Below are 25,203 nucleotides of genomic sequence, written 5' to 3'. Positions count from 1 at the left end.
GCTCAGCGCTCCTTGGGTGTGACGGTGGCGGTGATACGAAGGTCGGGGCCGAGGGGCACGGTCTCGGTGACGTCGAGCCGCAGGGCCTCGGTGAGGGTGGTGATGCCGGCGCCGGTGAGGGCGGTGGGCCCGGCGCCGAGGAGGACCGGGGCCAGGTAGCCGACGACCCGGTCGACGGCTCCGGCGGCGACGAAGGAGCCGGCGAGCGTCGGGCCGCCCTCCAGGAGGACGGAGCGGACGCCCCGCTCGTAGAGGGCCGCCAGCAGGGCGGGTACCGACAGGCCGCGGCCGTCCCTGGGGAGGCGTACGACGTCGGCGGCGGGGAGCCGGTCCGTGGCGGCGTCCTGGGCGACCGCGATCAGGGTCGGGGCGGCGTCGTCCAGGACGCGGGCGCCCGCCCGGACGGCGGTGGCCTCGGTGTCGACGACCACCCGCAGCGGCTGGACGGCGCCCTCGACGCCGCGTACCGCCAGGTGGGGGTCGTCGGCGCGGGCGGTGCCGGAGCCGACGACCACGGCGTCGGCCTCGGCGCGCAGCCGGTGGACGTCGGCACGGGACGCGGGCGAGCTGATCCAGCGGCTGGTGCCGTCCTGGGCGGCGACGCGGCCGTCGAGGGTGGCGGCGTACTTCCACAGGACGTAGGGGCGGCCGAGGCGTACGGAGGTGAGCCAGGCGGCGTTGCCGGCCTCGGCCTCGGCCTCCAGCAGGCCGCCGACGACCTCGACGCCGGCCGCGCGCAGGGTGTCGGCGCCTCCGGTGGCCCGCGCGTCCGGGTCGCCGACCGCGTAGACCACGCGGGCGATGCCGGCCTCGACGAGGGCCTGGGAGCAGGGGCCGGTGCGGCCGGTGTGGTCGCAGGGTTCGAGGGTGACGTACGCGGTGCCGCCACGGGCGAGGACGCCGGCCTGGCGCAGGGCGTGGACCTCGGCGTGCGGGCCGCCGGCGCGCTGGTGCCAGCCGGCGCCGACCTCGTGGCCGGAGGCGTCGTGGATCACGCATCCGACGACGGGGTTGGGGCTGGTGGAGCCGAGGCCCCGGGCGGCGAGCGCGACGGCTCGGCGCATGGCGGCGACGTCGGCCGTGTCCGCGGGCTGGTCCACTGCGGTGGCCACCGGGTCCTCCTGCCTCTTCGGGCGCGGACTCCGGGGCCTGCCGAGGACGACAGGGAGCGGGTAGGACACCACCGCACAGGGGACGCGTGGCCGGAACACCGGTCGCCGGACACCGGCGACCAGCGGACGTACGGCCGGTCGCCCCAGGGGGGGTCACCCGCCGCGCACTGCCTCCCATCCGGACTTTCACCGTCGGTCCAGGAATTTCACCTGGTCAACCGGCCACTGGATGCGGCCGGGTCGCGGACTGTAACCGCCGGTTCGGAATTACACCGACCCCGGAGTGCGCTGCTGCTGATACAGGGCCAGTGTGCCACGCCCGCTCGTCACCCATGCGGGCGAAGGCTGTGGGCTGCCTCACAGACCGCCGGGACCCCTCCGGGATGCCGAACGGTCCGGACCTATTGGTCCAGACCTATTGACCGGCTGGTCTAGTCCTCTTAATGTCTGCGTCACCTCCACGGAGACGGCCCGCCGGGTGTGCGCACGCCAGGGCCCAACGCGACCCATCCGCCTGTCAGTTGTGTGCCCCTCAGCCTCCACGGGAGGAAACCCACCGTGCTGTCCCCCACCCGCAGACGAGCCACTCTGCTGGCGTCCGGCGCCGCCGCGGCCGGACTGCTGCTCGGCTCGCTCTCCGGTGGCGTCTCCCACGCCGCCACCGACCACGAGTCCTGTCGCCCCGACGGTCTCCACCGGACGTCCGGCGTCGACGTCCCCTACTGCTCGGTGTACGACACCGACGGTCGCGAGAAGATGGGCGCCGACCACCAGCGGCGGGTCATCGGCTACTTCACCGGCTGGCGCACCGGCAAGGACGGCACGCCCGCCTACCTCGCGCCGAACATCCCGTGGGACAAGGTCACCCACATCAACTACGCCTTCGGCCACATCGACTCGGGCAACAAGCTGTCCGTCGGCGCCGACGGCCCGGACAACGCCGCGACCGGTATGACCTGGCCGGGGGTCGCGGGCGCCGAGATGGATCCCGCGTACGCCTACAAGGGCCACTTCAACCTGCTGAACAAGTTCAAGAAGCAGCACCCGGACGTCAAGACGCTGATCTCGGTGGGCGGCTGGGCCGAGACCGGCGGCTACTTCGACGACGGCGGCAAGCGCGTCGGCTCCGGCGGCTTCTACTCGATGGCCACCAACGCCGACGGCTCGGTCAACCAGGCGGGCATCGACACCTTCTCCGACTCGGCGGTCGCCTTCATCAAGAAGTACGGGTTCAACGGCGTCGACATCGACTACGAGTACCCCACCTCCATGAAGGACGCGGGCAACCCGCTCGACCACGCGATCTCCAACGCCCGCCGGGCCGGTCTCGTCAAGGGCTACGCCGCCCTGATGAAGACCCTGCGCGAGAAGCTGGACCGGGCGGGCGCGGCCGACGGCAAGCACTACATGCTGACCGTCGCGGCCCCCTCCTCCGGATACCTGCTGCGCGGCATGGAGACCTTCCAGGTCCAGAAGTACCTGGACTACGTCAACATCATGTCGTACGACCTGCACGGCGCCTGGAACGAGTACGTCGGCCCCAACGCCTCGCTCTTCGACGACGGCAAGGACGCGGAGCTGGCGGCGGCGAACGTCTACGGCAGCGCGCAGTACGGGGGCATCGGCTACCTCAACACCGACTGGGCGTACCACTACTTCCGCGGCTCCATGCCGGCCGGCCGCATCAACATCGGCCTGCCGTACTACACCCGCGGCTTCAAGAACGTCCAGGGCGGCACCGACGGCCTGTGGGGCAGGGCGGCCACGACCACCTGTCCGGCCGGGTCCGGCCTCACCAAGTGCGGTGACGGCGCGGTGGGCATCGACAACCTGTGGCACGACAAGGACGACAGCGGCAAGGAGTCGCCGGCCGGCTCCAACCCGATGTGGCACGCCAAGAACCTGGAGAAGGGCGTTCTCGGCGACTACCTGCCGAAGTACGGCTTCGGCGCGGACACCAGGCTGACCGGCACCTACGCCCGCAAGTACGACTCCACGCTGGTCGCGCCGTGGCTGTGGAACGCGGAGAAGAAGGTGTTCCTGTCGACCGAGGATGAGCAGTCGGTCGCCCGCAAGGCCGACTACGTGGTCGACAAGGGCATCGGCGGCACCATGGTCTGGGAGCTGGCCGGTGACTACGGCTGGAACGCCGCCAAGGGGCAGTACGAGCCGGGGTCCGCGCTGACCTCGCTGATGTACGACAAGTTCAGGGCGGCCACCCCCTACGGCGCGAAGGTCTCCGACAAGACGCTGCCCGCCAAGGCGGTGAACATCGGGGTCGAGTTCGGCGAGTTCAAGCTCGGCGACTCCAACTACCCCCTCACCCCCAAGGTGAAGATCACCAACGGGACGAGGACCACGCTGCCGGGCGGCACGGAGTTCCAGTTCGACTACTCCACGGCCGCCCCGGGCAACGCCTCCGACCAGTCCGGCTTCGGCACCAAGGTGATCAGCAGCGATCACACCGGCAACAACGTCGGCGGGCTCAAGGGCGACTTCCACCGCGTCTCGCTGAAGCTGCCGGCCTGGCAGACGCTGGCGCCGGGCGCGTCGGTGGAGCTGTCCTTCAACTACTACCTGCCGGTGTCCACCCCGTGGAACTGGACCGTGAACATCGGCGGGACCACCTACGCTCTCGCCGGCGACCTGGCGCGCGGGGCGACGGTGGTGGAGCCGGGCTCCGGCACCGGTCCCTCGCCGGACCCGACGAACCCGACGCCGACCCCCACGCCCACTCCCGGCGCGTGCACCGCGCCCGCGTGGAGCTCGGCGGCCGAGTACGGCTCCGGCGCCACGGTGTCCCACGCGTCCCGCACCTGGAAGGCGAAGTGGTGGACCAAGGGCGAGGAGCCCGGCACCACCGGCCAATGGGGTGTCTGGCAGGACCTCGGCGCCTGCTGACCCGGTGACGGGACGGGCCCCGGCGGCGGAGAGACGGCCCTTGCCGCCGCCGGGGCCCTTCGCCGTGCTCCGGGGAGCCGCCCTTTGCCATGCCTCCGGGGAGCCGCCCTTTCGGCGTACCGCCTGCCGCCGGGGGCGGCTTTCGCCGTGGCGCCGGGGCCTTACGGCGTGACGTGCGACGCCGGTGGCGGCGGCGCGGGGTCCCGCGTGCCGCTCAGGGTCCCGCGTGCCGCTCGGGGACGGACGGGACGCGGTGGGCCGGCCGGCCCGGAGGTCAGGGGGTCGTGGGGGCGAAGAGCTCGTCCTGGGCCGCGTCCCGGACCGTCAGCAGCGCGCCCCGCAGTACCGCCGCGCCGCCCAGGGCGCTCGCCCGTACCTCCGTGCGCAGCGGGGACAGGGCGGCCAGCCGGTCCTCGACGCGGGCCGCCAGCGCGGGGCCGCCCGCGTGGCCGGTCTCACCGCCCAGGACGACGCAGCCGGGGTCGAGCACGGCGCTGACGGCGGCCGCGCCCAGGGCCAGCCGGTCGGCGAGGGCGTCGAGGAAGTCGTCCGCACCGGCGGCCAGGGCGGTCCGCACGGCCACGGCACCGGCCGGCTCCTCGCCCCGGTCGTCGCCGGACACGACACCGTGCTCGGCCGCCAGTGAGCGGATCGCCGCCGAACCGGCCAGCGCGTGGAAGCCGCCGTCGCAGCCGGTGGCCGACGGCAGGCCCCCGGTCCCCGGCACGGGCAGGAAGCCGATCTCGCCCGCGCCTCCGGAGGCGCCGCGCCGCAACGCGCCGTCCAGCACGACGGCCGCGCCGACGCCGTGGCCGAGCCACAGCAGGACGAAGGTGTCCCGGTCGGGGGCGGCACCCTCGCGCTGCTCCGCCACCGCCGCGAGGTTGGTCTCGTTCTCGACGACGACGGTGGCGGGCAGCCGTTCCTGGAGGGCGCCGACGAGCCGGCGGTGCCAGGCCGGCAGGCCGGTCGAGTCGCGCAGCTCGCCCGTGGCCGGGTCGATCAGGCCGGGCGCCCCGATGCCGACGCTGTGCAGCCGCCGCACCCCCGCCTCGGCCACCGTTCGCTCCAGCAGGCCGACCGCGCGCTGCACGGCGGGCTCGTCGCTGTGGCCGGTCATGGGCAGGGACGCCTCGGCGAGCGTGGCGCCCAGCAGGTCCGTGACGACCACGGAGACGCTGGTGGTGCGGACGTCGAGGGCGGCGAGGTGCGCCCGGTCGGCGACGATCCCGTACAACCGGGCGTTGGGGCCCCGCCGTTCGGCGCCCGATTCCCCGACGACCCCGATGAGCCCGGAGCCCTGGAGCCGTTCGACGAGATCGGCGACGGTGGGGCGGGAGAGCCCGGTGAGGTTCTTGAGCTGACCGGCCGTCAACGGCCCCTGGTCCTGGAGGAGTCGCAGGGCGAGCCGGTCGTTGATGGCCCGGGCGGTGCTGGGCGATGCGGGCATGCCGTGATCCTCTCAGACCTCGTCGTACCAGCTTACTATCAGGCAGGGTTCCTGATAATTTACGTCCCGCCGGAGAGGCCGGAGAAGGAGCAGGACGGGGAGGGCCCGTGGCGTCGCACGACATGGTGTTCGGCAAGGAACGGCTGAGGCGGGCGCGGTTCGCGGTGGCCGCCGTGTTCTGTGTGCACGGCGCCGTGACCGGCAGTTTCGCCACCCGCATCCCGTGGATCCAGGACCACGCGGGCGTCAGCGCCGGCCAGCTCGGCCTGGCGCTCGCCTTCCCCGCGCTGGGCGCCTCGGCCGCGATGCCGCTGGCGGGCGCGGTCAGCCACCGCTTCGGCGCCCGGGCGGCCCTGCGCGGCCTGTTGGCGCTGTGGACCCTCTCGCTGGTCCTGCCCGCCCTGGCGCCCGGCGTGTACACGCTGTGCGGCACGCTGTTCGTGTACGGGGCGACCGCGGGCATGTCCGACGTGGCCATGAACGCGCTGGGTGTCGAGGTCGAGAACCGCCTCGATAAGTCGATCATGTCCGGCCTGCACGGCATGTGGAGCGCCGGCGCCCTGATCGGCTCCGCCTGCGGCACGCTCGCCGCGCACCTGGGCGTGGACGCCCGGGTGCACCACCTCGTCGCGGCGCTGGTGCTCACGGCCCTGGGCCTGGTCTTCTGCCAGGGCGTCCTGGACCTGCGCAGCGCGCCGGACGAGGAACCGCCGCCCCGGTTCGCGCTGCCGCCCAGGTCGGCCCTGGTGATCGGGGCGATCGGCTTCTGCGGGGTGTTCGCGGAGGGCGCGAGCCTGGACTGGTCGGCGGTGTACCTCCGGGACGAGCTGGACGCGTCGGCGGGTCTCGCGGCCGCGTCGACCACCGCGTTCGCCCTGACCATGGCGGTGGCGCGGCTGGTGGGCGACCGGGTCGTGGACCGCTTCGGGGCGGTGCGCACGGTACGGGCCGGGGGCGCCGCGGCGACGGCGGGCGGCCTGCTGGTGGTGTCCGCGCCGCACCCGGCGGTCGCCATGGCCGGGTTCGGGCTCATCGGACTGGGCGTGGCCGTCGTCGTCCCGCTGGCCTTCGCGGCAGCCGGGCGCAGCGGCCCGAACCCGAGCCAGGCGATCGCGGGCGTCGCCACGATCACGTACACCTCGGGCCTCATCGCCCCCTCGGCGATCGGCGGAGTGGCCGACGCGACGTCCCTCACCGTGTCGTTCGGGCTGGTCACCCTGCTGACCTTCGGGCTGGTGCTGGGCGCGGGCGTTCTGCGCACCGCCGGCCGGACGTCCGACCCGGCGAGCACGGCGAAGACCGCACGAACCCCCCACTGACACGCGGGCCCGCCCGGCCCGGCCTTGAAGGTCCTCCGGCTCAGTCCTGCCGCAGCCCCGCTCCTTGTGCCGGGACCGCGGGAGCAGTGAGGCGCGCGAATTGGGAGCGTGGGATCTTGCGGCATAGGTTGACGGCATGGTGGAGGGGGCGAACTCCGCGGCGCAGACCATGCCGCAGGAGCAGCGGACAAGGGGGCGGCATGCCGCCCGGCGGAACAAGGACAAAGGCGGGCTGGCTCGTTCGTCCTTGTTGATGGCTGTCGGCACGGTGGTGTCGCGGGCGACGGGGCTGATCCGTCAGGTGCTGCAGGCCGCGGCGCTGGGAACGGGCCTGCTGGCCAGTACGTACAACACGGCGAACACCGTGCCGACGAGCCTGTACACGCTGCTGATCGGCGGCGCGCTCAATGCTGTGCTGGTGCCGCAACTGGTGCGGGCCCGGGCCACGGAGCCCGATGGCGGGCGGGCGTACGAGCAGCGGCTGATCACGCTCGTGGTGTGCGTGTTGGGCGTGGGGACGGCGCTGGCGGTATGGGCGGCGCCGCGGATCGTGGGCCTGTACATGCGGGACACCCCGGACAATCACGAGGCGTTCGAGCTGACGGTGACGTTCGCGCGGTTTCTGCTGCCGCAGATCTTCTTCTATGGGCTGTTCAGCATCTACGGGCAGGTGCTGAACGCGCGTGAGAAGTTCGGCGCGATGATGTGGACCCCGGTGCTGAACAACGTCGTGCTGGTCGGCATGTTCGCCGCCTATCTGGGGCTGATGACGGTGCCCGACCGGGTGGAGGACATCACCGCCGCCCAGGTGCGGCTGCTGGGGATCGGGACGACCGCGGGCATCGCCGTCCAGGCCCTGGCTCTTATCCCGTTCGCCCGGGCGGCCGGTTTCCGGTTCCGGCCGCGGTTCGACTGGCGGGGCACCGGCCTGGGCAAGAGCGTGCACGCGGCGAAGTGGACGCTGCTGTTCGTCCTGGCCAATCAGGTCTCCCTGACGGTGGTCACGAACTACGCCAATGCCGCCGACCAGGAGCTGCCGCAGGCCGGCGCGGGCTACTCCGCCTACACCTACGCGCAGACGATCTGGATGCTGCCGCAGTCGATCGTGACCGTGTCCCTGGTGACGGCGCTGCTGCCGCGCATGAGCCGGGCCGTCGCCGAGGGCCGCATCCCGGACCTGCGCGCGGACCTGTCCCGGGCGCTGCGGATCAGCGGCGTGGTCATCGTGCCCGCCGCCTTCCTCTTCCTCGCCCTGGGGCCCCAGATCTCTTCGCTGCTGTTCGCCCACGGAGCAGCCGATGCCGCCTCAGCCCGCCCACTGGGCTACATGCTGCAGGGGTTCGGGCTCGGGCTCATCCCGTTCTCCGCCCAGTACCTGCTGCTGCGCGGCTTCTACGCCTTCGAGGACACCCGCACCCCGTTCTTCATGGCGGCCTGGATCGCAGGCGTGAACATCGCCCTGGCCACGGCCTGCCATGTGGCCCTGCCCGCCCGCTGGTCGGTGGTCGGCATGGCCGGCGCCTACACCCTCTCCTATGTGGCCGGTCTCGCGCTTACCGCCTGCCTGCTGCGCAACAAGATGGGGAGCCGGATCGACGACGGAGGTCTGCGCCGCACCTACGTGAAGCTGCTGTGCGCCGCGTGCCCGGCTGCCGGGCTGGGCTGGGCCGCGGCGCGTGCGTGCGCCGGCCTGGGAGAAGGGACGTGGCCTACCGCTGTCGCCTTGGCCGCCGGGGCCCTCGCGACAGCCCTGGCGTATCTCCTTCTTGCCCGGTTGCTGAAGGTCGACGAGCTCCGTCGTCTGCCCGGGATGGGTTGAGCCCGGGCAAACGATGGAAGGGGGCGAGGAGGAACGCCGGCACCAGCCGCCACCATGGGTGTCACGTCCGGCGACGTGCGGCGGGGTCGCGCTCGGCGACGTGCGGCGGTAGGAGATCCGGGCCCGGCGGTCTCGGTGCACACGTCGAGCGTCACCGACCCGGACCGGGCCCGCAGTGACGTTCCGGGCCGGCCGGGCGGCGGGGGCGGGGTGGTGGAGGGCCGGGATTACCATGGCGGCTGGTCTTTTTCGGCCGCACCCGGCCGGGATCCGGTCGCGCGGTCGCCCGAACCGGAGAAGTGGAGTCACCACCCATGAACCTCGGCGTGCGCTGGACCCTGCACGGCGACGGACGGACACCCGCTCCCGGAGCCGTGGTCCGTCCCGACGAACGGCTGTCGTGGCCCCGTACGGTCGGGCTCGGCGCACAGCACGTGGTGGCCATGTTCGGTGCCTCGTTCGTGGCACCCGTGCTCATGGGGCTCGACCCCAACCTGGCGATCATGATGTCCGGCGTCGCCACGGTGATCTTCCTGCTCGCCACCCGCGGCAGGGTGCCCAGCTACCTCGGCTGCTCCCTGTCCTTCGTGGGCGTGGCGGCGACCATCCGGGCGTCGGGCGGCGACAGCGCCACCGTCACCGGGGCGGTCCTCGTGGTCGGCGCCGTGCTGTTCCTGGCGGGCCTCGCGGTACAGCGCTTCGGCGCCCGGATCATCCACGCGGCGATGCCGCCGATCGTGACGGGCGCCGTCGTCATGCTGATCGGCTTCAACCTGGCGCCGGTGACGGCCTCGACGTACTGGCCCCAGGACCAGTGGACCGCGCTGCTGGTGATGCTGTTCACCGGTCTCGCCGTCGTCTGTCTGCGCGGCTTCTGGTCGCGGGTGGCCATCTTCCTGGGGCTGGTCTTCGGTTACGCCGTGTCCTGGCTGTTCGACCTGGTCTTCGGCCGGATCCACTCCCCGCTCGGCGGCCCCGAGGCCGTCGACCACTGGCGGCTGGACCTGTCCGGCGTCGCCAAGGCCGACTGGGTCGGACTGCCGTCCTTCCACGCCCCCGCCTTCGAGTGGTCGGCGATCCTCGTCGCGCTGCCGGTCGTCATCGCGCTGGTGGCGGAGAACGCCGGGCACGTCAAGGCGGTCGGCGAGATGACCGGCGACCCGCTGGACGACCAGCTCGGGACCGCCATCGCCGCGGACGGCGCCGCCTCGGTCCTGTCCACCGCCGTGGGCGGCCCGCCGAACACCACATACTCCGAGAACATCGGCGTCATGGCCGCCACCCGCGTCTACTCGACGGCCGCCTACTGGGCCGCCGCCGGCTTCGCGCTGCTCTTCGGCCTGTGCCCCAAGTTCGGCGCGGTCGTCGCGGCCATCCCCGGCGGCGTCCTGGGCGGGATCACCGTGATCCTCTACGGAATGATCGGCCTGCTGGGCGCGCAGATCTGGACCAACGCCCGGGTGGACCTGCGCAATCCGCTCAACCTCGTCCCCGCCGCCGCGGGCATCATCATCGGCGTCGGCGGCGTCAGCCTGAAGATCACCGACAACTTCGAGCTGGGCGGCATCGCGCTCGGCACGATCGTCGTCATCACCGGCTACCACGTGCTGCGCGCCTTCGCCCCGGCCCACCTCAAGCAGCAGGAACCGCTGCTGGACGCCGGCACCTCCGCGTACGACACCGAAGACGGAGACGGCACCGGAGACCAAGACGGCACCGGCGGCGATCAGCCGGTCGCCAAGTCGTAGGCGTAGTCGGCGGAGAACTCCCCCGCCGCACCGGAGCAGCCGTCCGACTCCCCAGGCAGCTTGATCCACAGGTAGGCGTCGATCCGGGCCTCACCGGTCCGGGTCGTCGGGGTCCGGCCGAGTGCCCGGCCGGCCGGGTCGCACCACTCACCGGGCGCGGGGGCGCCGTTGCCGTTGCGGCTGGTGTCGATGACGGCACCCAGGTGGGACGGTCCGCCGAGCGCGGTGAGCACCCGGCGCGCGTAGGCGGCCTCGTCGGCGGTGCCGTGGAAGTTCGAGACGTTGGTGAAGATGCCGTCGCTGCTGGTCGCGGCGCCCGCCTCGCGGAGGGCGCCGGCCATCTTCGCGGCCGAGTGCCAGCCGGAGTGGCCCGCGTCGAAGTACACCTTGGCCTGCGGGTTGGCGGCCCGCAGCGCCTTGCCCGCGCGGGCGAGCGAGGCGTAGCGGGCGGCCCGCTGCCCGTCCGAGAGGCAGTCGGCGAGCGCGATCGAGTCCGGCTCCAGGACGACGATGACCGGCCCGCTGCCGAGCCCGTCCGCGAAGTTCCGTATCCAGCCGTCGTAGGCGTCCAGGTCCGGCGCGCCGCCCTGCGAGGCGCCGCCGCAGTCCCGGTCGGGTATCGCGTACGGCACGAGGACGGGCACGCGCCCGGCGGCGGCTGCCCCGGAGGTGACCGCGCGGACCCGGCCGGTGATGGCGCCCGGGTCGTACTCGGCGAACCAGACCGCGGCCGGCTGGTCGGCGATCCGGGACTCGATGACCGGCCGGCGCGGGTCGCCGGGGTTGGCACGCACCCAGTCCAGGACCTGCGACTCCGGATGGCGGTACAGGGCCGCCGACACGGTCCGCGGGGCGGGCGCCCGGGGCGCCCGCTTCTTGGTCACGGAGGGCTTGGGCCTCGGCGCGGCGGACGGCTTCGCCGGGGTGCGCGAGGGCGTCGGGGACGGTGAGGGCGAGGCGGCCGTGGGGCTGGGCCGCGCGGGCAGCGGTACGGGCAGGGCGCTGGCCGACACCTCGGGGCGCGGCCGGGCCGAGTCGTCGCGGTCGCCCCCGGTCGCGGCGAGCAGGCCGCTGACGGTGCCGACGGCGACGACCACCGAGGCGGCGGCCGCCATGGCGTGACGGCGCGCGGTGCGGCGCCGCTCGGCGCGGCGTCCCCGCGCCCGCCGCCGTCCGCCGCCTTCGCCACCGCCGCCGGGGCCGCCCGGGCGGTCCTGGCCCCCGCCACGACCGCCACGGCCACCCCGGCCACCGCCGTCGCGCCCGGGCCCGCCGGTGCCACCGCTGCCGGGCAGCTCCGTCCCGGACCAGGCGGCCGCCCCCGGCTCCGCCGCGTCCGCCGGATCCGCGCCCGGGCCGGTCGCCGGGCCCGTGGTGGCCGGATCCGGCCTGTGCGGGGCCGCCGCGTACGGGGCCTCCGCCTCGTGGCGGGCGGCTCGTTCCGGTGGCCCGGTGCGGCCCGTACGCTTCGTCGGGCGCTGTGCGCGCACGCCTGACACCGTGGTTTTCCCCTCCCCCTGGGTGCTCGCCCGGGCGGATCGTTCCCCCGTTCCGGGGAAGCCCGGCGCGATGACACCACCGAGAGCCTACCTACTGGGACGCTGCCCCCATGGCGCAGATCGAACAGTTCTCGGCGGCCCCCTCGGCGGTCGGCCCCGTCCTGACCCGGATGCGGGCGTTCCGCGAACTGTGGCCGGCGGCGGACGGCGTGGCCGTGTTCAACCGGGTCTACCTGACCGTCACGGAGGAGATCGCCCGGCGCATCGACGCGGGCGGGTTCGCGGACCGGCGGGCCGCCGCCACGCTGGACGTACGGTTCGCGGAGAGGTACCTCGCGGCCGTCGACGCGGTCGCCGCGGGCGGGCGTCCGCCCGCGTGCTGGCGGCCGCTGTTCGACTACCGGCGCCATCCCGGCGTACGGCCGTTGCAGTTCGCCCTGGCGGGCATCAACGCGCACGTCGGGCACGATCTGGCGCTGGCCGTGGTGGACGCCTGTCGTACGCTCGGCTGCGAACCGGCCGACCTGGAGGAGGAGTTCGACCGGGTGGGCGACATCCTCGTACTGCTGGAGGAGCGCATCCGCGAGGAGCTGATGCCGGGCCCCGACCTGCTGGAGATCGCCGACCCGCTGACCCATCTGGTGGGCTGCTGGAGCCTGGAGCGGGCCCGCGAGGGGGCATGGCTCGCGGCCCGCTCCCTGTGGCAGCTCGAGCGGCTGGGGCGGCTGACCGGACTGGCCGGGCCGACCCGGGCGGGCGGGCCCCCGGAGCCGGCCGAGGAGTTCACCGAACGCCTCGACCGCTCCGTCGGGCTCGTGGGACGGATGCTGCTGACCCCGCTCGCACCGCCCGGACACTGACGTCCCGCGCGGTGCCGGCCGTCAGTCCTCCGGGAGTTCCACCGGGGCGATCTCGTCGTAGACGTCGCCCGGGCCGGGGTTCGTGGCGTCCGTCCCGCCACCGAAGTGGTGCATGACGCCCCACACGGCGTTCAGCGCGGTCTGGACGGCGCCCTCGGCCCAGCCGGCCGTCCAGGAGATGTCGTCGCCCGCGAGGAAGATGCCGCGCTTGTCCTCGGGCAGCCGGTCCTGCATGAAGTGGGTGAACAGGCGCCGCTGGTAGCGGTAGTGACCCGGCAGGTTGGCCTTGAAGGCGCCCATGAAGTAGGGCTCGTTCTCCCACGACACGGTCACCGGGTTGCCGATGATGTGCTTGCGGATGTCGACCTTCGGGTAGATCTCACCGAGCGACTTGAGCATGACCTCCATGCGCTCGTTGGCGGAGAGCGGCAGCCACTTCAGGCTGTCGTCGCACCAGGTGTACGACAGGCAGATGACGGCCGGCTTGTCCGGGCCGTCGTCCAGCAGGTACGTGCCGCGGGTCATCCGGTCGGTGAGCGTCATCGACATGACGTCACGGCCCGTCTCCTCGTCCTTGTCCAGCCAGAAGGGCCGGTCGACCGGGACGAAGAGCTTGGACGACTCCATGTAGTGGGTGCGCTCCATCGCCGTCCAGTGGTCGATGGGGAACAGCGAGTCGTCACAGGCGATCTTGGACAGCAGCATCCAGGACTGGGCGGTGAAGATCGCCGCCTGGTACGTGCGGATGTCGCCGTTCGCGTCGGTGACGGTGATGCGGTTGCCGGCGGTGCGGTGCAGGCGCGTGACGGCGGGCTTGGGGTCGCCCTCGTGGAGCGACTTCAGCGACGTGCCGAGCGGCCAGTGGACGATCTTCTCCGGCTCGCGCTCCCACAGGCGCAGCGGTAGCTGCTGGGAGCCGCCGACGATGCCGCGGTGGTGGTCGTCCGCCTCGGTGTAGACGACGCGGAGGATCTCCAGGATGGAGTTGGGGAAGTCGGTGTCCCAGCCGCCGGTGCCGAAGCCGACCTGGCCGAAGATCTCGCGGTGCCGGAAGGACTTGAAGGCCTCGGACTCGCAGAGGAAGCCGTAGAAGGTCTGGTTGTCCAGCTTCTCGACGAGCTTGCCCCAGATCTCGCGGATGCGCGGGACGTCGCGCTCGCGCATGGCGCGGTTCATGTCGGAGAAGTCCGCGCCCTCCTCCAGGCACTCGTTCCAGGCCTTGGCCACGTCGCGGTAGACCTGCGGCAGGTCGTCGATGGTCTCCGCGTAGTGGGACTCGCCCTTGAGGTCGACGACGGTCGACGGGGTCGACTCGGCGAGCGGGTTGGGGAACGGGCGGGTCTCCAGGCCGACGAGGTCGATGTAGTGCTGGAGCGCGGTCGAGGAGGGCGGGAACCGCATGGCGCCCATCTCGGCGGTCAGGCCCTCGGTGCCGGTGCCCTCGAAGCCGACGGTGCGCAGCCGGCCGCCGATCTGGTCGGCCTCGTAGACGACGGGCTTGAGGCCCATCTTCATCAGCTCGTACGCGGCGACGATGCCGGACAGCCCGCCGCCGATCACGGCGACCTCGGTGCCGTGCTCGGTCGCGGGTATCTGGCCGAGCCCGGCCGGGTGGGCCAGGTAGTCGTCGTACGCGTACGGGAAGTCCGGACCGAACATGGTGATCGGCGGCTGCGCGTCGGTGTGCTGGACGGCGGTGGGCACCGTGGACGTCATGGGGTACGGACTCCTTGCGGGAAAGCTGGGGCGGGGCGGGAGGCGGGGCTCAGACGAGGGAGGTGTAGAGGCCGGGGCGGCGGTCGCGCAGGTAGGGGTTCGCCTCGCGCGAGGAGGTCAGCAGCTCCGGGTCGACGTCGCCGGTGACGAGCTCCTCGCCGCGGCCGGCGCGGGCGCGGGCGGTGCCGTCGGGGCCGGCCAGGGCGGACAGGCCGACGAACTCGAACTCGCCCTCGGGGCCGGTGCGGTTGGCGTACGCGATGTAGATCTGGTTCTCGAAGGCGCGCACCGGCACCACGGACTCGGCGACGATCTCGGCGGGGTGCATCAGGGCGGTGGGCACCAGCAGGAGCTGGGTGCCGGCCAGGGCGTGCGCCCGCACGTTCTCGGGGAACTCGACGTCGTAGCAGATCATCAGGCCGACGCGCAGTCCGCCGAGCTGCGCCTGGACGACCGGCTGGTCGCCGGGCGTGAAGGCACCGGTCTCGAAGCCGCCGTAGAGGTGGGTCTTGCGGTAGCTCAGCAGCCGGGTGCCGTCCGGGCCGATGAGCTGGGCGGCGTTGTACACGTGGTCGCCGTCGCGCTCGGGGTAGCCGTAGGCGACGGCGAGGCCGTGACGCTCGGCGATGTCGGCCACGGCGTCGGCCCAGTCGCCGTCGGCGGGCTCGGCCAGCCGGGCGATCCCGTCACCGATCGCGTACCCGGTGAGGAACATCTCGGGGGCGACCAGCAGCTCCGCGCCGGTAGCGGCGGCACGGCCGGCGGCCTCGTCGAGGACCTTGAGGTTGGCGGCGACGTCACCGGGCTGTCCGGAGCTCTGGAGCAGGGCGGTGCGCAGCGGCGGCATCGGCAGACCTCGGTCGGGTGCGTGACGGGCGGGGAAGGTGTCGTAAGACGTTCAAAACGGTACGGTCCGGGGTTCTTCCGGGACAAGGCGTGACCGTTGCGGACCGACGACCGATCCATTGCGCGGAAGGGGTGCCGCGCGGTGATTCATTGCGCGGCCGCTCTCCCTGGCTCGGAAGGCTCCCTCGCCGAGCGTCGGAGCCAGGTCGCCCCCGGGCCGCGACGCGGCGGGCCGGCGCCTCCCACCAGCCCGGAGGGCTCCGCCGCCACCTCCGAGGACGGGGCGGGGACCGGGTCCGTACGGGCTAGGGAGTGTGGTGTCGATCAGGCCGGATCAGCGAGAGCCCGGCAAGATCGGCGAGACGCCCCCTAGGTCGTATCCGGAAAGCCTCCCCTGGCCTCCGGGCGCACGCCGATACTTTCCCGGACACTCCCTAGGCCGGCGAGCCGGAGGAGAAGCGCCGCAGCAGGGGGGAGAGCACCAGCACCGACTTGGTGCGCTCCACGAACGGCTCGCCCGCGATGCGCTCCAGCACGCGCTCGAAGTGGCGCATGTCGGAGGCGAAGACCTGGACGATCGCGTCCGCGTCACCGGTGACGGTGGACGCGGCCGCGACCTCCGGGTAACGCTCGAGACCGCGCTGGATGGTCTCGGGCGAGGTGTTGCCCCGTGCGTAGATCTCGATGAACCCCTCGGTCTCCCAGCCGAGCGCCGCCGGGTCCACCCGGACGGTGAACCCGGTGATGGCCCCTTCGGCCCGCAGCCGGTCCACCCGCCGCTTGACGGCGGGCGCGGACAGACCGACGAGCGAGCCGATGTCGGCGTAGGAACGGCGGGCGTCCTCGGCGAGGGCGTGGACGATGCGTTCGTCGAGATCGTTCAGTCGCACTGGGCGTGGGTCACTTCTCTGCGGTGGCCAAACGGGAGCGGCGCATGCCGTACAGGAAGTAGAACACGAGGCCGACGGCCATCCAGACACCGAAGACGATCCACGTGATGGCGTCGAGGCTGAACATGTTGTACGCGCAGAACAGGAAGCCCAGCACCGGGAAGAGCCAGCCGAGCGGGACCCGGAAGGTGCGCGGCATGTCCGGACGGGTGCGGCGCAGCACGATCACCGCGATGTTGACCAGGGCGAAGGCGAACAGGGTGCCGATGCTGGTGGCGTCGACCAGCTCACCCAGCGGGATGACGGAGGCGAGCAGACCGCAGAAGACGGACACGATCACGGTGTTGACGCGCGGGGTGCCGGTCTTCTCGTCCACCTTGCCGAACGCCTTGGGGACCAGGCCGTCGCGGGACATGGCGAACAGGACGCGGGTCTGGCCGTACAGCACGGTCAGCACGACGCTGGCGATGGAGATGACGGCGCCGGCGGCGAGGAGCGTGCCCCAGAAGGCGTGGCCGCTGACGTCGTTCATGATCGCGGCGAGCGAGGCCTCGGAGCCCTCGAAGTCCTTCCAGTTCTGCGCGCCGACGGCGACACCGGCGACCAGGACGTACAGCGCGGTGACGATGATCAGCGACAGCATGATCGCGCGCGGCAGGTCACGCTGCGGGTTCTTGGCCTCCTCGCCGGCCGTGGAGGCGGCGTCGAAGCCGATGTAGGAGAAGAAGAGGCTGGCACCGGCGGCGCTGACGCCCGCCATGCCGAGCGGCATGAAGTCGGCGTAGTTGCCGGACTTGAAGCCCATGAAGCCGATGGCGCAGAAGAGGACCAGCGCGGCCATCTTCACCACGACCATGATCGTGTTGATGCGGGCGGACTCACGGGCGCCGCCGAGCAGGAAGACCATGGCGAGCATCACGACGATCAGGCCGGGCAGGTTGATGACACCGCCCTCGCCGGGCGCGGAGGAGAGCACGTCCGGGATCGTGACGCCGATGGTGCCGTTCAGGAGCTCGTTGAGGTACTCGCCCCAGCCGACGGCCACCGCGGCGACCGAGACGCCGTACTCCAGCACCAGGCACCAGCCGCAGACCCAGGCGACGAGTTCGCCCATCGTTGCGTACGCGTACGAGTACGAGGAGCCGGCGACGGGGATCGAGCCGGCCAGCTCGGCGTAGGAGAGGGCGGAGAAGAGGGCGGTGAGACCGGCGATCACGAACGCCAGGGTGACCGCGGGTCCGGCCTGCGGGACGGCGTCCCCGAGGACGACGAAGATACCGGTGCCGAGCGTGGCACCGATGCTGATCATGGTGAGCTGCCACATGGAGAGTGAGCGGCGGAGGGAACCGCCCTCACCCTGTCCACCCTCTGCGACCAGCACGTCCACCGGCTTGCGGCGGGTGAGGGCGGAGAGGCCGGACGCCTTGGGCGCGGACTTCTCGGTGGCGGGAGGGGCTGCGCCTTGGTCCAGCACTGCGGAGGCTCCTTCATGGCTGCGGGTCGAACGGAGGCGACCCGCGGCGGCTCCGTGGGCGTGCGTGCGCAGACCACGGGGAAGGGGAACCGCCGAGCAGGCGGTCGCCGCCACTCCTGGTACGGGCCCTGAGCCTACGATGTGCGGTTCGCGCTCGTAATGCAGGGTTGTTGCGCACCGACGATTGATCATTGCGCGCTTGGGGCACAGACGGGGAAACATTGCGCCCCGCCGCACGAATCGACACATTGGGGGTCCGGGGCAGGCATTTCACCGACCTGAGGAGACCCGCATGACCTGGCAGGATCCGGTGCCCTTCCTCCGCGGGACGGCCTGGCTCGACGACCGCGGCCGCGCGGTGCGCGCCGACCCGGCCGACCTGGCGCGCCTGACGTGGGACTCGGCCCGGCGGGCCGAGCTGCCCATCGGCGTACGCCTGGAGTTCACGGTGTCGCCGGGCACCCGGGCCGTGGAGATCCGCTACCGGGCCACCGTGCCGGACGCGCCCCGGGACCTGCGCCGGCTGGCGCACTGCTTCGCGCTCTGGGAGGGCCGGACATGCGTCCACGAGGCCCTCGCCGACCCCGCCGAGGAAGCCACCGTCACCGTCCCGCTTCCCGGGGGGCCAGGGCCCTACACCGTCCACCCGCCGGAGAGCCAGGCCCCCGACGTCCTGGGGCTCCGGGCCGTCGGCGGCACCCTCTCCCCCGCTCCCCCGCGGCCCCGCTGGCTGGTGCACGGCGACTCGATCACCGAGGGCTGGTGGTCCACCCGCCCCGCCCACTCCTGGCCCGCCGTCGCCGGACGGGCCCTGGGCCTGGACACGGTCAACCTCGGCTACGCGGGCTGCGGGCGCGGCGAGCTGCCCACCGCCCAGCACCTGGCCGCCCTCCCCGCCGACCTCCTCACCCTGGCGTTCGGCACGAACTGCTGGTCCGGCGTCCCGCACTCGGCGCCCCTGCTGTACGAGACGACGCGGGCGTTCATCACCCTGGTGCGCCGGGGCCATCCGGACACACCCCTGCTGCTGCTCTCGCCGCTGTTGCGCCCCGAGGCGGAGTCGACGGCCAACGCCCTGGGCGCGACGCTCGCCGAGCTGCGCACCGCCATGGAGGAGGCCGTCCGGGACCTGGTCGCGGCCGGTGACGAGCGGCTGGCCCTGCTGCCCGGGCGGGACCTGCTGGGGCCCGGGCACCTCGCGGACGGTCTGCATCCGGACGACGCGGGCCACGCGCGGGTCGCCGCCGCGGTCGCCTCGGCGGTACGGACCGCGGGGCCGCTCCGGGGACGGGTGCTCACCGGGAGGTGACGGCCGGTCCACCGCGCACATCCGTGCCGGAGGGAGGTGAGGGGGAATGACCCGACGACGTCGGGGTAGGGGCGCCTCTGGCCGGTGACAACATTTTCCGGCTGACAATCCCAGGTCCGGGGTTTTCCGCCACAAGGAGGTTCTGACGTGCTGATGGCGCACCCGTCGATGCTGCGCAAGCTCGTGGCCAGGTATGAGGAACTGGCCGCATCCGGTGCGGAGTCGGTGGACCCGAAGATCGTGCGTCAACGGGAGGACACCGCCTACACCCTGTGCGTGTCCACCGGCACACGTGACATACGCGACGCTCTGCGGGTGGCCCGGCAGGCGATCGCGGCGGCCGGGGAGCAGGTGACCGTCAGGGCGGCCGGGGAGCCGGTGACCGTCGCGGCGGCGTCGGTCTCGCGCTGAGCGGACGGGGAGGGCGGCGACCGGCACTCTCCGGTCGCCGCCCTCGGCGTCCGCGCGGTGGAGTCACGTTTCTTCCCACCGCCCCCGGCCACTACGATCCAACCGCCGTTGCACACGAGAAGCGGGCCGGGCGGCCATCCCGTCGATGTTTCCGGCGCCTCGCCGCGGAAACCCGCCCGAACCGTTTCCGACTGCGAGAGGTGCTTGTGAACACCAGCGAATCGAGCGTGCGGGACCGCCTCTGTGAGGCCCTGCGGGAGCGCGAGGAGGAGATCGCGGACCGCTGGGTCCGGCTCCAGCTGGAGCAGGCGGTGCTCAGCACGGACATGAGCGAGCACGAGGTGCGCGAGGAAGCGGACCTGCTGATCTCCGCCCTCGCGGCGGGCCTGGCCAGTGACGTACCGGTGGAACGCCTGGTGGCGTCCCGCAACGAGCTGCGCCAGACGGTCATAGAGCTGTCGCTGCGCCGCGCGCGGGCCGGTGCCTCTCCGACCGCCACGTCGTTGGCCGTGCTGTCGCTCAAGGAGGCGCTGCTGTCCGCCGTGCAGCACACCACCCGCGACTCGGCCGAGCTGTTCTCCGCCGCCATCCTGGTCAACCGGCTGCTGGACGCGGCCGGTGTGCTCTCCTTCGAGACGTACGTGGAGGGGCGCGAGGAGATCATCCAGCGGCAGAGCCGACAACTGCTGGAGGTCTCCACGCCGGTGGTCCGGCTGTGGCGGCACGTGCTGGCCGTACCCCTGATCGGCACGCTGGACACCGCCCGCACGCAGGTCGTGATGGAGAGCCTCCTCCAGGCGATCCAGGACAACGAGGCCCAGGTCGCCATCATCGACATCACCGGAGTGCCGGCCGTCGACACCGCGGTCGCCCAGCACCTGATGCACACCGTCAACGCGGTGCGGCTGATGGGCGCGGACTGTGTGATCAGCGGGATCCGGCCGCCGATCGCCCAGACCATCGCGCAGTTGGGCATCGACCTGTCGACCATCCTGACCCGGGCCACCCTGGCGGACGCCCTGGCCGCCGCCATCCGGCTGACCGACCAGCCCGCCGTCGGCCAGGACCCCGTCGGCCAGGACGCCGTCAGCGCCCGGCCGGTGACCGCGTGACGGCCCCGCGCGCCACCGGCGTGCCGATCCTGCGGCTCGGCGACGTGCTGGTCACCGGGCTGCTCAATGAGCTGGACGACCAGTCGGCGGTGGCCTTCACCGACGAGCTCACCGAGCGGATCGCCGGGGACGGCGCCAGGGGTGTGCTGATCGACATCTCCCGGCTGGAGATCATCGACTCGTTCGTCGCGCGCACCCTGATGGAACTCACCACCATGGCCCGGCTGCTCGGCGCCCGGGTGATCGTGGCCGGGATGCGGCCGGCGGTCGCCATCACCCTGGTCGAGCTCGGCCTGCAACTGACCGGCGTCGAGACGGCCCTCAACGCGGAACAGGGCCTGACCGCACTCGGCTGGCACCGTATGCCCCGACCCCCGGGGGAGGTCCGACGTGACGCTCGGCGGTGAACGGGTGGCGACACCGGGCTCCGAGCTGATCGCCCAGCGCTCCCCCCTCTCCGGCTCCTCCGTCGCGGCCGGGCCGTCCGGCACCCGCGCCGACGCGTCCGACGGCGGCCCCGCGGACCCGCCGCCACCGGCCGGCGGCCACGGCGCCGGGTCGCGCTTCAACGTCGCCTCCGAGGAAGACCTGCTGACGGTCCGCCACGCGGTGCGGGCCGCCACGATCGAGGCCGGCTTCGGTCTGGTCGACCAGACCAGGATCGTGACCGCCGCCAGTGAGCTCGCCCGCAACGCCTACGTCCACGGGGGCGGCGGCTCCCTGGAGATCGAGGCCGCGACCCGGGCCGGGCGCCGGGGCCTGCGGCTGACGGTCCGGGACGACGGGCCCGGCATCCCCGACCTGGAGGAGGCGCTAACCGACGGGTTCACCACCGGCGGCGGGCTGGGCCACGGCCTGGGCGGCGCCCGGCGGCTGATGCACGAGTTCCAGGTCCACAGCCGCCCGGGGCAGGGCACCACCGTCGTCGTGACGCGCTGGAACGACCGTTGACGAGGTCACCGGAGTCCGTCACCACCCACGTCCCGGTGGACCACTACAGCGCCGTCCAGCTCGCGGCCACGGCCGCCCGCCGGACGGCGCTGGAACAGGGGCTCACCGGCGCGCTGCCCGACCAGGCGGCCGTCCTCGCCAGCGAGCTGGCCGGCAACGTGGCCAAGCACGCCCGGCGCGGCTCCCTGTACATCCAGCCGCTGCCGCTGCGCGCCGGGGTGGAGATCCTCGCCGTCGACCGGGGGCCGGGCATGGCGGACCTGGAGCAGTGCCTCACCGACGGGTACACCACCAGCCGCACGCTCGGCTCCGGCCTGGGCGCGGTCCGCCGGATCGCGGACGAGTTCACCGTACGGACGAGGGAGGGCACCGGCACCGTCGTCTCCGCCCGGCTGGGTGAGCCGGGCGGCGGCCCCGCCGAGGGGACGCCCGGCGTGGGCGCGGTGCGCGTGCCCGCCGACGGGGAGACCGCGTGCGGCGACTCCTGGGGTCTGGCCGTGTCCGGGGAGATACGCACCGCCCTGGTCGTCGACGGCCTCGGGCACGGCACGCCGGCGGCCGAGGCGGCCGAGGCGGCCGTCCGCGCCTTCCACCGGGACCCGGACCAGCCGCTGCCGCAGTTGCTGCGCGCGATGAACCGGGCGCTGCGGCGCAGCAGGGGCGCGGCGGTCGGGCTGCTGCGTCTGTCCCCCGACGGTGTGGACCACTGCTCGGTGGGCAATGTGCGCGCCCTGCTGCTGGGACACGACGGGGTGCGCCGGCGCTTCGGCGGCCAGCCCGGGGTCGTCGGCTGGAACATGCCCGAACCGCGGGTGCAGCGGGTGCCGGCCGAACCGGGCGCCATCGCCCTGCTGCACAGCGACGGCATCGACGCCGGGTGGACGCACACCCTGACCCCGTTCCTCACGGGGCTGCCCGCGCCGCTGCTCGCCGCAGCCCTCGTCCACGAGAACCGGCGGAGCCGGGACGACGCGACCGTCCTCGCGCTCGGCCCGGCCCGGAGAGAGCCATGAAACCGCAGATCACCACCCTGCACTCGCTCGCGGGGCTGCGCAGCGCCCTGCGACGGCTGGCCCACCGGGCCGGCCTGTCCGTCGAACTGCGCTACCGGCTGGCGCTGTCGGCGACCAGGGTGGCGCGCGCCGAGCTCGCGGCCGGCCGGCCCGTCCTGCTGGAGACCGTGCCGCCGCGGCCCTCCGGCCGTGCGGACGGCCGCCCGGGCGAGGGGCGGGCCGGCGGCGGGCCGGGCGACGGTGCCGCGGAGGGGCGGCTCGTCGTACGGCTGCACCTGCCGCACGCGCCGCGCCGGCCCTCCCTGGAGGGGCTGCCGCTGCCCGCGGAGCAGCTGCCCGGCACGGCCGCCGTGTGGCGGGTCCCCGCCCCCGTCCCGTCCGCCGAGGACACCGGCCGGGACGACCCGCCGGGTCTGGTGGAGCTGCTGGAGGAGGAGCTGAGCGCCGCCGTGGACCGGGCGGACGCGCTCGCCGAGGACCACCAGCGCCTCAAGCACGAGCTGGCCGAGACGAACAGCGGCGTGCTGGCCCTGTACGTGCAGCTCGAAGAGCGCGACGAGCAGTTGCGCCAGGCCCACGGCCGGATACTGCGCCAGCTCGAGGACGCCCTGCGCCCGCCGCCGGTACGGGTGCCGGGCCTGGAGATGGCCGTCCACTACGAACCCGCGGAGAAGCACGCCCCGACGGGCGGCGACCTCTACGACTGGTTCGTCCTGCCGGACGGCACCGTGCACATCACGATCGTGGACGCCCTGGGGCACGGACTGACCAGTACGCGCAGCGCGCTCAACGTCACCCACGCGGTCCGCACCCTGGCCCTGGAGGGGCACCCCCTGGAGTCGATCGTCGCCCGGACGGACGAGGTGCTCGCCACCTTCGACCACGAGCTGATGGCCACCGTGCAGCTCGTGCGGCTCGACCCGGACAGCGGGGAACTGGTGCTGGCCAACGGCAGCCACCCGCCGGCCCTCCTCGTACGGGAGGACGGGGAATCGTCCCTGCTGGAGGTGCGCGGCCGGGGCATCGGCTTCCCGCTGCCCGGCAGCGAGCGGCTGCTGCGCGCCCGGCTCGACCCCGGGGATCTGCTGGTGCTCTACACGGACGGGCTGACCGAGAGCCGCCGTGACCCCCGGGAGGGCGAGCTGCGGCTGGCGCGGGCGGCCCGCCGGCACCGGCACCTGCCGATAGAGGAGATCCCGGCCGCCATCGCCGACGAGATGCACACGGTGATCCTGCATCCGGACGACACCGTCGCCCTGACCGTGCGGCGGGTACGCGGCTGATCCTCGCCGGACCCGTGGTGAACGCACGAGGTCTGGGTAAGCGAGCGGTGAAGGATGAAGGAGCCGCTCGTGGTTGTCATGATTTCGCCCTCCGTCGACTGTGCCTCGGCCCGTGACTCGGCCGCGCGTTTCGTCACCGAGCACTGCCCGTGGGCAGACCTGGACGCCGTGCAACTGGTGGTCACGGAGCTGACCGCCAACGCCCTGCGCCACACGACCGGCTGGTGGCGGCTGCGGATGCGGGCCGAGCCGGGCGAGCTGGCCGTGGAGCTGGACGACTCCAGCCACGCCGTTCCCGAGGCGCGGACGCCGGACTTCACGGGCGGTGGCGGCGGCTTCGGCTGGCCGATGGTGCTGAGCCTGGCGGGCCGGGTGGAGGTCCGCCCGACGGCGGCGGGCAAGACGGTTCGGGCGATCTGGTCGCGCCGGGCGGCCGCGGCCTGATCCGGCCCCCCTCGCGGCGGCACGGGCGGCACGGTCGGGCGGTCAGGCCGTCAGGCCGTCACGGCCTCCGTACCGGAATCGCCGCGCCGTCCCCCGCCCACCCCACAAGCGCGTCCGCCGGCGTCCGGACCGTGGGGCCCGGGCGCCGGCGGTGACCGGCCGGTGGAGTCACTCCACGGCCAGGAGTCCTTCCCGCAGCCGCGCGGTGATCCGCGACAGCAGCCGGGAGACGTGCATCTGCGACACCCCCAGCTCCGCGCCGATCTCGGCCTGGGTCATCTCGTCCACGTACCGCATGCGCAGGATGCGCCGGTCGCGCTCGTCGAACTTCTCGATGAGCGGCTTCAGGGCCTGGACGTTCTCGACGATCTCCAGCTCCCGGTCCGGCGCTCCCAGCCGGTCGCCCAGCGTCTCGGAGGAGTTGTCGGCGCTGTCGTCGAGCGGGAGGTCGATGGAGCCGGCGGTGTACCCGTTGGCGGCGACGAGCCCTTCGAGGATCTCGTCCTCCTCCATCCCCAGGTGCTCGGCCAGTTCGGCCGGGGTCGGAGAGCGGTCGAGGCGCTGGAAGAGCTCGTCGGTCGCGCGGGCGATGTCGATGCGCAGCTCCTGGAGCCGCCGGGGCACGTGCACCGACCAGCTCGTGTCCCGGAAGAACCGCTTGATCTCACCGATGACGCACGGCATCGCGAAGGTGGTGAACTCCACCTCGCGGCTGAGGTCGAACCGGTCGATCGCCTTGATCAGCCCGATGGTGCCGACCTGGATGATGTCTTCCATCTGGTCGGCCCGGTTGCGGAAGCGGGTCGCCGCGTACTTCACCAGGGAGAGGTTGAGCTCGATCAGGGTGTTGCGGACGTACTGGTACTCCGCGGTCCCCTCCTCGAGAACAGCCAGCCGGTCGAAGAACTGCTTCGACAGCTCCTTCGCGTCCTTCGGAGCCACCTCGCCCGGGTTCCGGATCTCCGGCAGACCGGTCGTGGCCTGCGAGGCGGTACCGGCCGAGATCGTGGTCGCCATGGACACTGCACCCTCCCTCTTGTCTGCAC

At 73.1% G+C, this 25,203-nt stretch carries 21 protein-coding genes and 1 riboswitch; of the genes, 13 read left to right on the top strand and 8 right to left on the bottom strand.

The window, feature by feature from the left end; genetic code table 11:
* Positions 1–2: 2 nt before the first annotated feature.
* The gene (gene ribD / locus ACF068_RS22260; RefSeq protein ID WP_392276065.1) at positions 3–1,064 is read right to left on the bottom strand and encodes a bifunctional diaminohydroxyphosphoribosylaminopyrimidine deaminase/5-amino-6-(5-phosphoribosylamino)uracil reductase RibD; all 1,062 of its coding nucleotides are present in this window, start codon (positions 1,062–1,064) and stop codon (positions 3–5) included.
* A gap of 208 nt (positions 1,065–1,272) precedes the next feature.
* Positions 1,273–1,403, bottom strand: a riboswitch (FMN riboswitch).
* Positions 1,404–1,670: 267 nt separating this feature from the next.
* Between ribD and ACF068_RS22255 the strand changes: the two genes are divergently transcribed.
* Positions 1,671–4,013, top strand: coding sequence for a chitinase C-terminal domain-containing protein (locus ACF068_RS22255; RefSeq protein WP_392275998.1), 2,343 nt, complete (start codon positions 1,671–1,673; stop codon positions 4,011–4,013).
* Between the two features lie 274 nt (positions 4,014–4,287).
* Here ACF068_RS22255 and ACF068_RS22250 read toward each other — a convergent pair whose 3' ends face one another.
* Positions 4,288–5,463: an ROK family transcriptional regulator gene (locus tag ACF068_RS22250; RefSeq protein ID WP_392275997.1), complete on the bottom strand. Its 1,176-nt coding sequence runs from the start codon at positions 5,461–5,463 to the stop codon at positions 4,288–4,290.
* A 122-nt stretch (positions 5,464–5,585) separates the two neighbouring features.
* Between ACF068_RS22250 and ACF068_RS22245 the strand changes: the two genes are divergently transcribed.
* From ACF068_RS22245 to ACF068_RS22235, 3 genes are all read left to right on the top strand, one after another.
* Positions 5,586–6,782, top strand: coding sequence for an MFS transporter (locus ACF068_RS22245; RefSeq protein WP_392276064.1), 1,197 nt, complete (start codon positions 5,586–5,588; stop codon positions 6,780–6,782).
* Positions 6,783–6,918: 136 nt separating this feature from the next.
* A complete protein-coding gene (gene murJ / locus ACF068_RS22240; RefSeq protein ID WP_392275996.1) occupies positions 6,919–8,601 on the top strand; it encodes a murein biosynthesis integral membrane protein MurJ in 1,683 nt (560 codons plus the stop codon).
* Positions 8,602–8,915: 314 nt separating this feature from the next.
* Complete coding sequence (locus tag ACF068_RS22235) at positions 8,916–10,349, top strand: uracil-xanthine permease family protein (RefSeq protein WP_392275995.1); 1,434 nt, start codon at positions 8,916–8,918, stop codon at positions 10,347–10,349.
* Here the strand turns inward: ACF068_RS22235 and ACF068_RS22230 are convergent.
* Positions 10,328–11,464, bottom strand: a complete 1,137-nt coding sequence (locus tag ACF068_RS22230; RefSeq protein WP_392276063.1) for a glycoside hydrolase family 6 protein — start codon at positions 11,462–11,464, stop codon at positions 10,328–10,330. The genes ACF068_RS22235 and ACF068_RS22230 overlap by 22 nt on opposite strands.
* Before the next feature lie 494 nt (positions 11,465–11,958).
* Between ACF068_RS22230 and ACF068_RS22225 the strand changes: the two genes are divergently transcribed.
* On the top strand, positions 11,959–12,708 hold the full coding sequence (locus tag ACF068_RS22225) for a DUF5995 family protein (protein ID WP_392275994.1): 750 nt from the start codon (positions 11,959–11,961) through the stop codon (positions 12,706–12,708).
* Positions 12,709–12,729: 21 nt separating this feature from the next.
* Here the strand turns inward: ACF068_RS22225 and ACF068_RS22220 are convergent, their stop codons facing one another.
* The 4 genes from ACF068_RS22220 to ACF068_RS22205 form a co-directional block, all read right to left on the bottom strand.
* The gene (locus ACF068_RS22220; RefSeq protein ID WP_392275993.1) at positions 12,730–14,424 is read right to left on the bottom strand and encodes a flavin monoamine oxidase family protein; all 1,695 of its coding nucleotides are present in this window, start codon (positions 14,422–14,424) and stop codon (positions 12,730–12,732) included.
* Between the two features lie 49 nt (positions 14,425–14,473).
* Positions 14,474–15,271, bottom strand: a complete 798-nt coding sequence (locus tag ACF068_RS22215) for a carbon-nitrogen hydrolase family protein (RefSeq protein ID WP_392275992.1) — start codon at positions 15,269–15,271, stop codon at positions 14,474–14,476.
* Positions 15,272–15,704: 433 nt separating this feature from the next.
* Positions 15,705–16,160, bottom strand: a complete 456-nt coding sequence (locus ACF068_RS22210; protein WP_064067061.1) for an Lrp/AsnC family transcriptional regulator — start codon at positions 16,158–16,160, stop codon at positions 15,705–15,707.
* Between the two features lie 10 nt (positions 16,161–16,170).
* The gene (locus ACF068_RS22205) at positions 16,171–17,634 is read right to left on the bottom strand and encodes an amino acid permease (RefSeq protein WP_392275991.1); all 1,464 of its coding nucleotides are present in this window, start codon (positions 17,632–17,634) and stop codon (positions 16,171–16,173) included.
* A gap of 292 nt (positions 17,635–17,926) precedes the next feature.
* Between ACF068_RS22205 and ACF068_RS22200 the strand changes: the two genes are divergently transcribed.
* The 8 genes from ACF068_RS22200 to ACF068_RS22165 all read left to right on the top strand — a co-directional run bounded on the left by ACF068_RS22200 (position 17,927) and on the right by ACF068_RS22165 (position 24,157).
* Positions 17,927–18,943 carry a GDSL-type esterase/lipase family protein gene (locus tag ACF068_RS22200; RefSeq protein ID WP_392275990.1) on the top strand — a complete coding sequence of 339 codons (1,017 nt, stop codon included), beginning with the start codon at positions 17,927–17,929 and terminating at the stop codon, positions 18,941–18,943.
* Between the two features lie 153 nt (positions 18,944–19,096).
* Positions 19,097–19,354 (top strand): DUF5133 domain-containing protein, encoded by a 258-nt coding sequence (locus ACF068_RS22195; RefSeq protein ID WP_392276062.1) that lies wholly within the window; start codon positions 19,097–19,099, stop codon positions 19,352–19,354.
* Between the two features lie 206 nt (positions 19,355–19,560).
* Positions 19,561–20,466 carry an STAS domain-containing protein gene (locus tag ACF068_RS22190; RefSeq protein WP_392275989.1) on the top strand — a complete coding sequence of 302 codons (906 nt, stop codon included), beginning with the start codon at positions 19,561–19,563 and terminating at the stop codon, positions 20,464–20,466.
* Positions 20,463–20,873 (top strand): STAS domain-containing protein, encoded by a 411-nt coding sequence (locus ACF068_RS22185; protein ID WP_392275988.1) that lies wholly within the window; start codon positions 20,463–20,465, stop codon positions 20,871–20,873. Before ACF068_RS22190 ends, ACF068_RS22185 begins: the two co-directional genes overlap by 4 nt.
* The gene (locus ACF068_RS22180; protein ID WP_392275987.1) at positions 20,857–21,417 is read left to right on the top strand and encodes an ATP-binding protein; all 561 of its coding nucleotides are present in this window, start codon (positions 20,857–20,859) and stop codon (positions 21,415–21,417) included. The genes ACF068_RS22185 and ACF068_RS22180 overlap by 17 nt, the downstream gene beginning before the upstream one ends.
* A complete protein-coding gene (locus ACF068_RS22175; RefSeq protein WP_392275986.1) occupies positions 21,414–22,430 on the top strand; it encodes an ATP-binding protein in 1,017 nt (338 codons plus the stop codon). The genes ACF068_RS22180 and ACF068_RS22175 overlap by 4 nt, the downstream gene beginning before the upstream one ends.
* Positions 22,427–23,713, top strand: coding sequence for a PP2C family protein-serine/threonine phosphatase (locus ACF068_RS22170; RefSeq protein ID WP_392275985.1), 1,287 nt, complete (start codon positions 22,427–22,429; stop codon positions 23,711–23,713). Before ACF068_RS22175 ends, ACF068_RS22170 begins: the two co-directional genes overlap by 4 nt.
* Before the next feature lie 78 nt (positions 23,714–23,791).
* Positions 23,792–24,157, top strand: coding sequence for an ATP-binding protein (locus ACF068_RS22165; protein ID WP_392276061.1), 366 nt, complete (start codon positions 23,792–23,794; stop codon positions 24,155–24,157).
* A gap of 168 nt (positions 24,158–24,325) precedes the next feature.
* On the opposite strand, the gene ACF068_RS22160 is transcribed toward ACF068_RS22165, so the two are convergent.
* Positions 24,326–25,174, bottom strand: a complete 849-nt coding sequence (locus ACF068_RS22160; RefSeq protein ID WP_392275984.1) for an RNA polymerase sigma factor SigF — start codon at positions 25,172–25,174, stop codon at positions 24,326–24,328.
* Positions 25,175–25,203: the final 29 nt, after the last annotated feature.

The organism is Streptomyces sp. NPDC016309 (assembly GCF_043077235.1).
Taxonomy (GTDB): domain Bacteria; phylum Actinomycetota; class Actinomycetes; order Streptomycetales; family Streptomycetaceae; genus Streptomyces.
Note: the sequence above shows the minus strand (reverse complement) of the source record. Positions and strands in the feature narration are given on the sequence as shown.

Bases quoted from the DNA above. Each gene is read 5' to 3' on its own strand.
- ACF068_RS22235 (WP_392275995.1), top strand. From the start codon at position 8,916: ATGAACCTCGGCGTGCGCTGGACCCTGCACGGCGACGGACGGACACCC.
- ACF068_RS22215 (WP_392275992.1), bottom strand. From the start codon at position 15,271: ATGCCGCCGCTGCGCACCGCCCTGCTCCAGAGCTCCGGACAGCCCGGT.
- ACF068_RS22245 (WP_392276064.1), top strand. From the start codon at position 5,586: ATGGTGTTCGGCAAGGAACGGCTGAGGCGGGCGCGGTTCGCGGTGGCC.
- ACF068_RS22200 (WP_392275990.1), top strand. From the start codon at position 17,927: ATGACCTGGCAGGATCCGGTGCCCTTCCTCCGCGGGACGGCCTGGCTC.
- ACF068_RS22225 (WP_392275994.1), top strand. From the start codon at position 11,959: ATGGCGCAGATCGAACAGTTCTCGGCGGCCCCCTCGGCGGTCGGCCCC.
- ribD (WP_392276065.1), bottom strand. From the start codon at position 1,064: ATGCGCCGAGCCGTCGCGCTCGCCGCCCGGGGCCTCGGCTCCACCAGC.
- ACF068_RS22230 (WP_392276063.1), bottom strand. From the start codon at position 11,464: ATGGCGGCCGCCGCCTCGGTGGTCGTCGCCGTCGGCACCGTCAGCGGC.
- ACF068_RS22250 (WP_392275997.1), bottom strand. From the start codon at position 5,463: ATGCCCGCATCGCCCAGCACCGCCCGGGCCATCAACGACCGGCTCGCC.
- ACF068_RS22170 (WP_392275985.1), top strand. From the start codon at position 22,427: ATGAAACCGCAGATCACCACCCTGCACTCGCTCGCGGGGCTGCGCAGC.
- ACF068_RS22195 (WP_392276062.1), top strand. From the start codon at position 19,097: ATGGCGCACCCGTCGATGCTGCGCAAGCTCGTGGCCAGGTATGAGGAA.
- ACF068_RS22160 (WP_392275984.1), bottom strand. From the start codon at position 25,174: ATGGCGACCACGATCTCGGCCGGTACCGCCTCGCAGGCCACGACCGGT.
- ACF068_RS22165 (WP_392276061.1), top strand. From the start codon at position 23,792: ATGATTTCGCCCTCCGTCGACTGTGCCTCGGCCCGTGACTCGGCCGCG.
- ACF068_RS22220 (WP_392275993.1), bottom strand. From the start codon at position 14,424: ATGACGTCCACGGTGCCCACCGCCGTCCAGCACACCGACGCGCAGCCG.
- murJ (WP_392275996.1), top strand. From the start codon at position 6,919: ATGGTGGAGGGGGCGAACTCCGCGGCGCAGACCATGCCGCAGGAGCAG.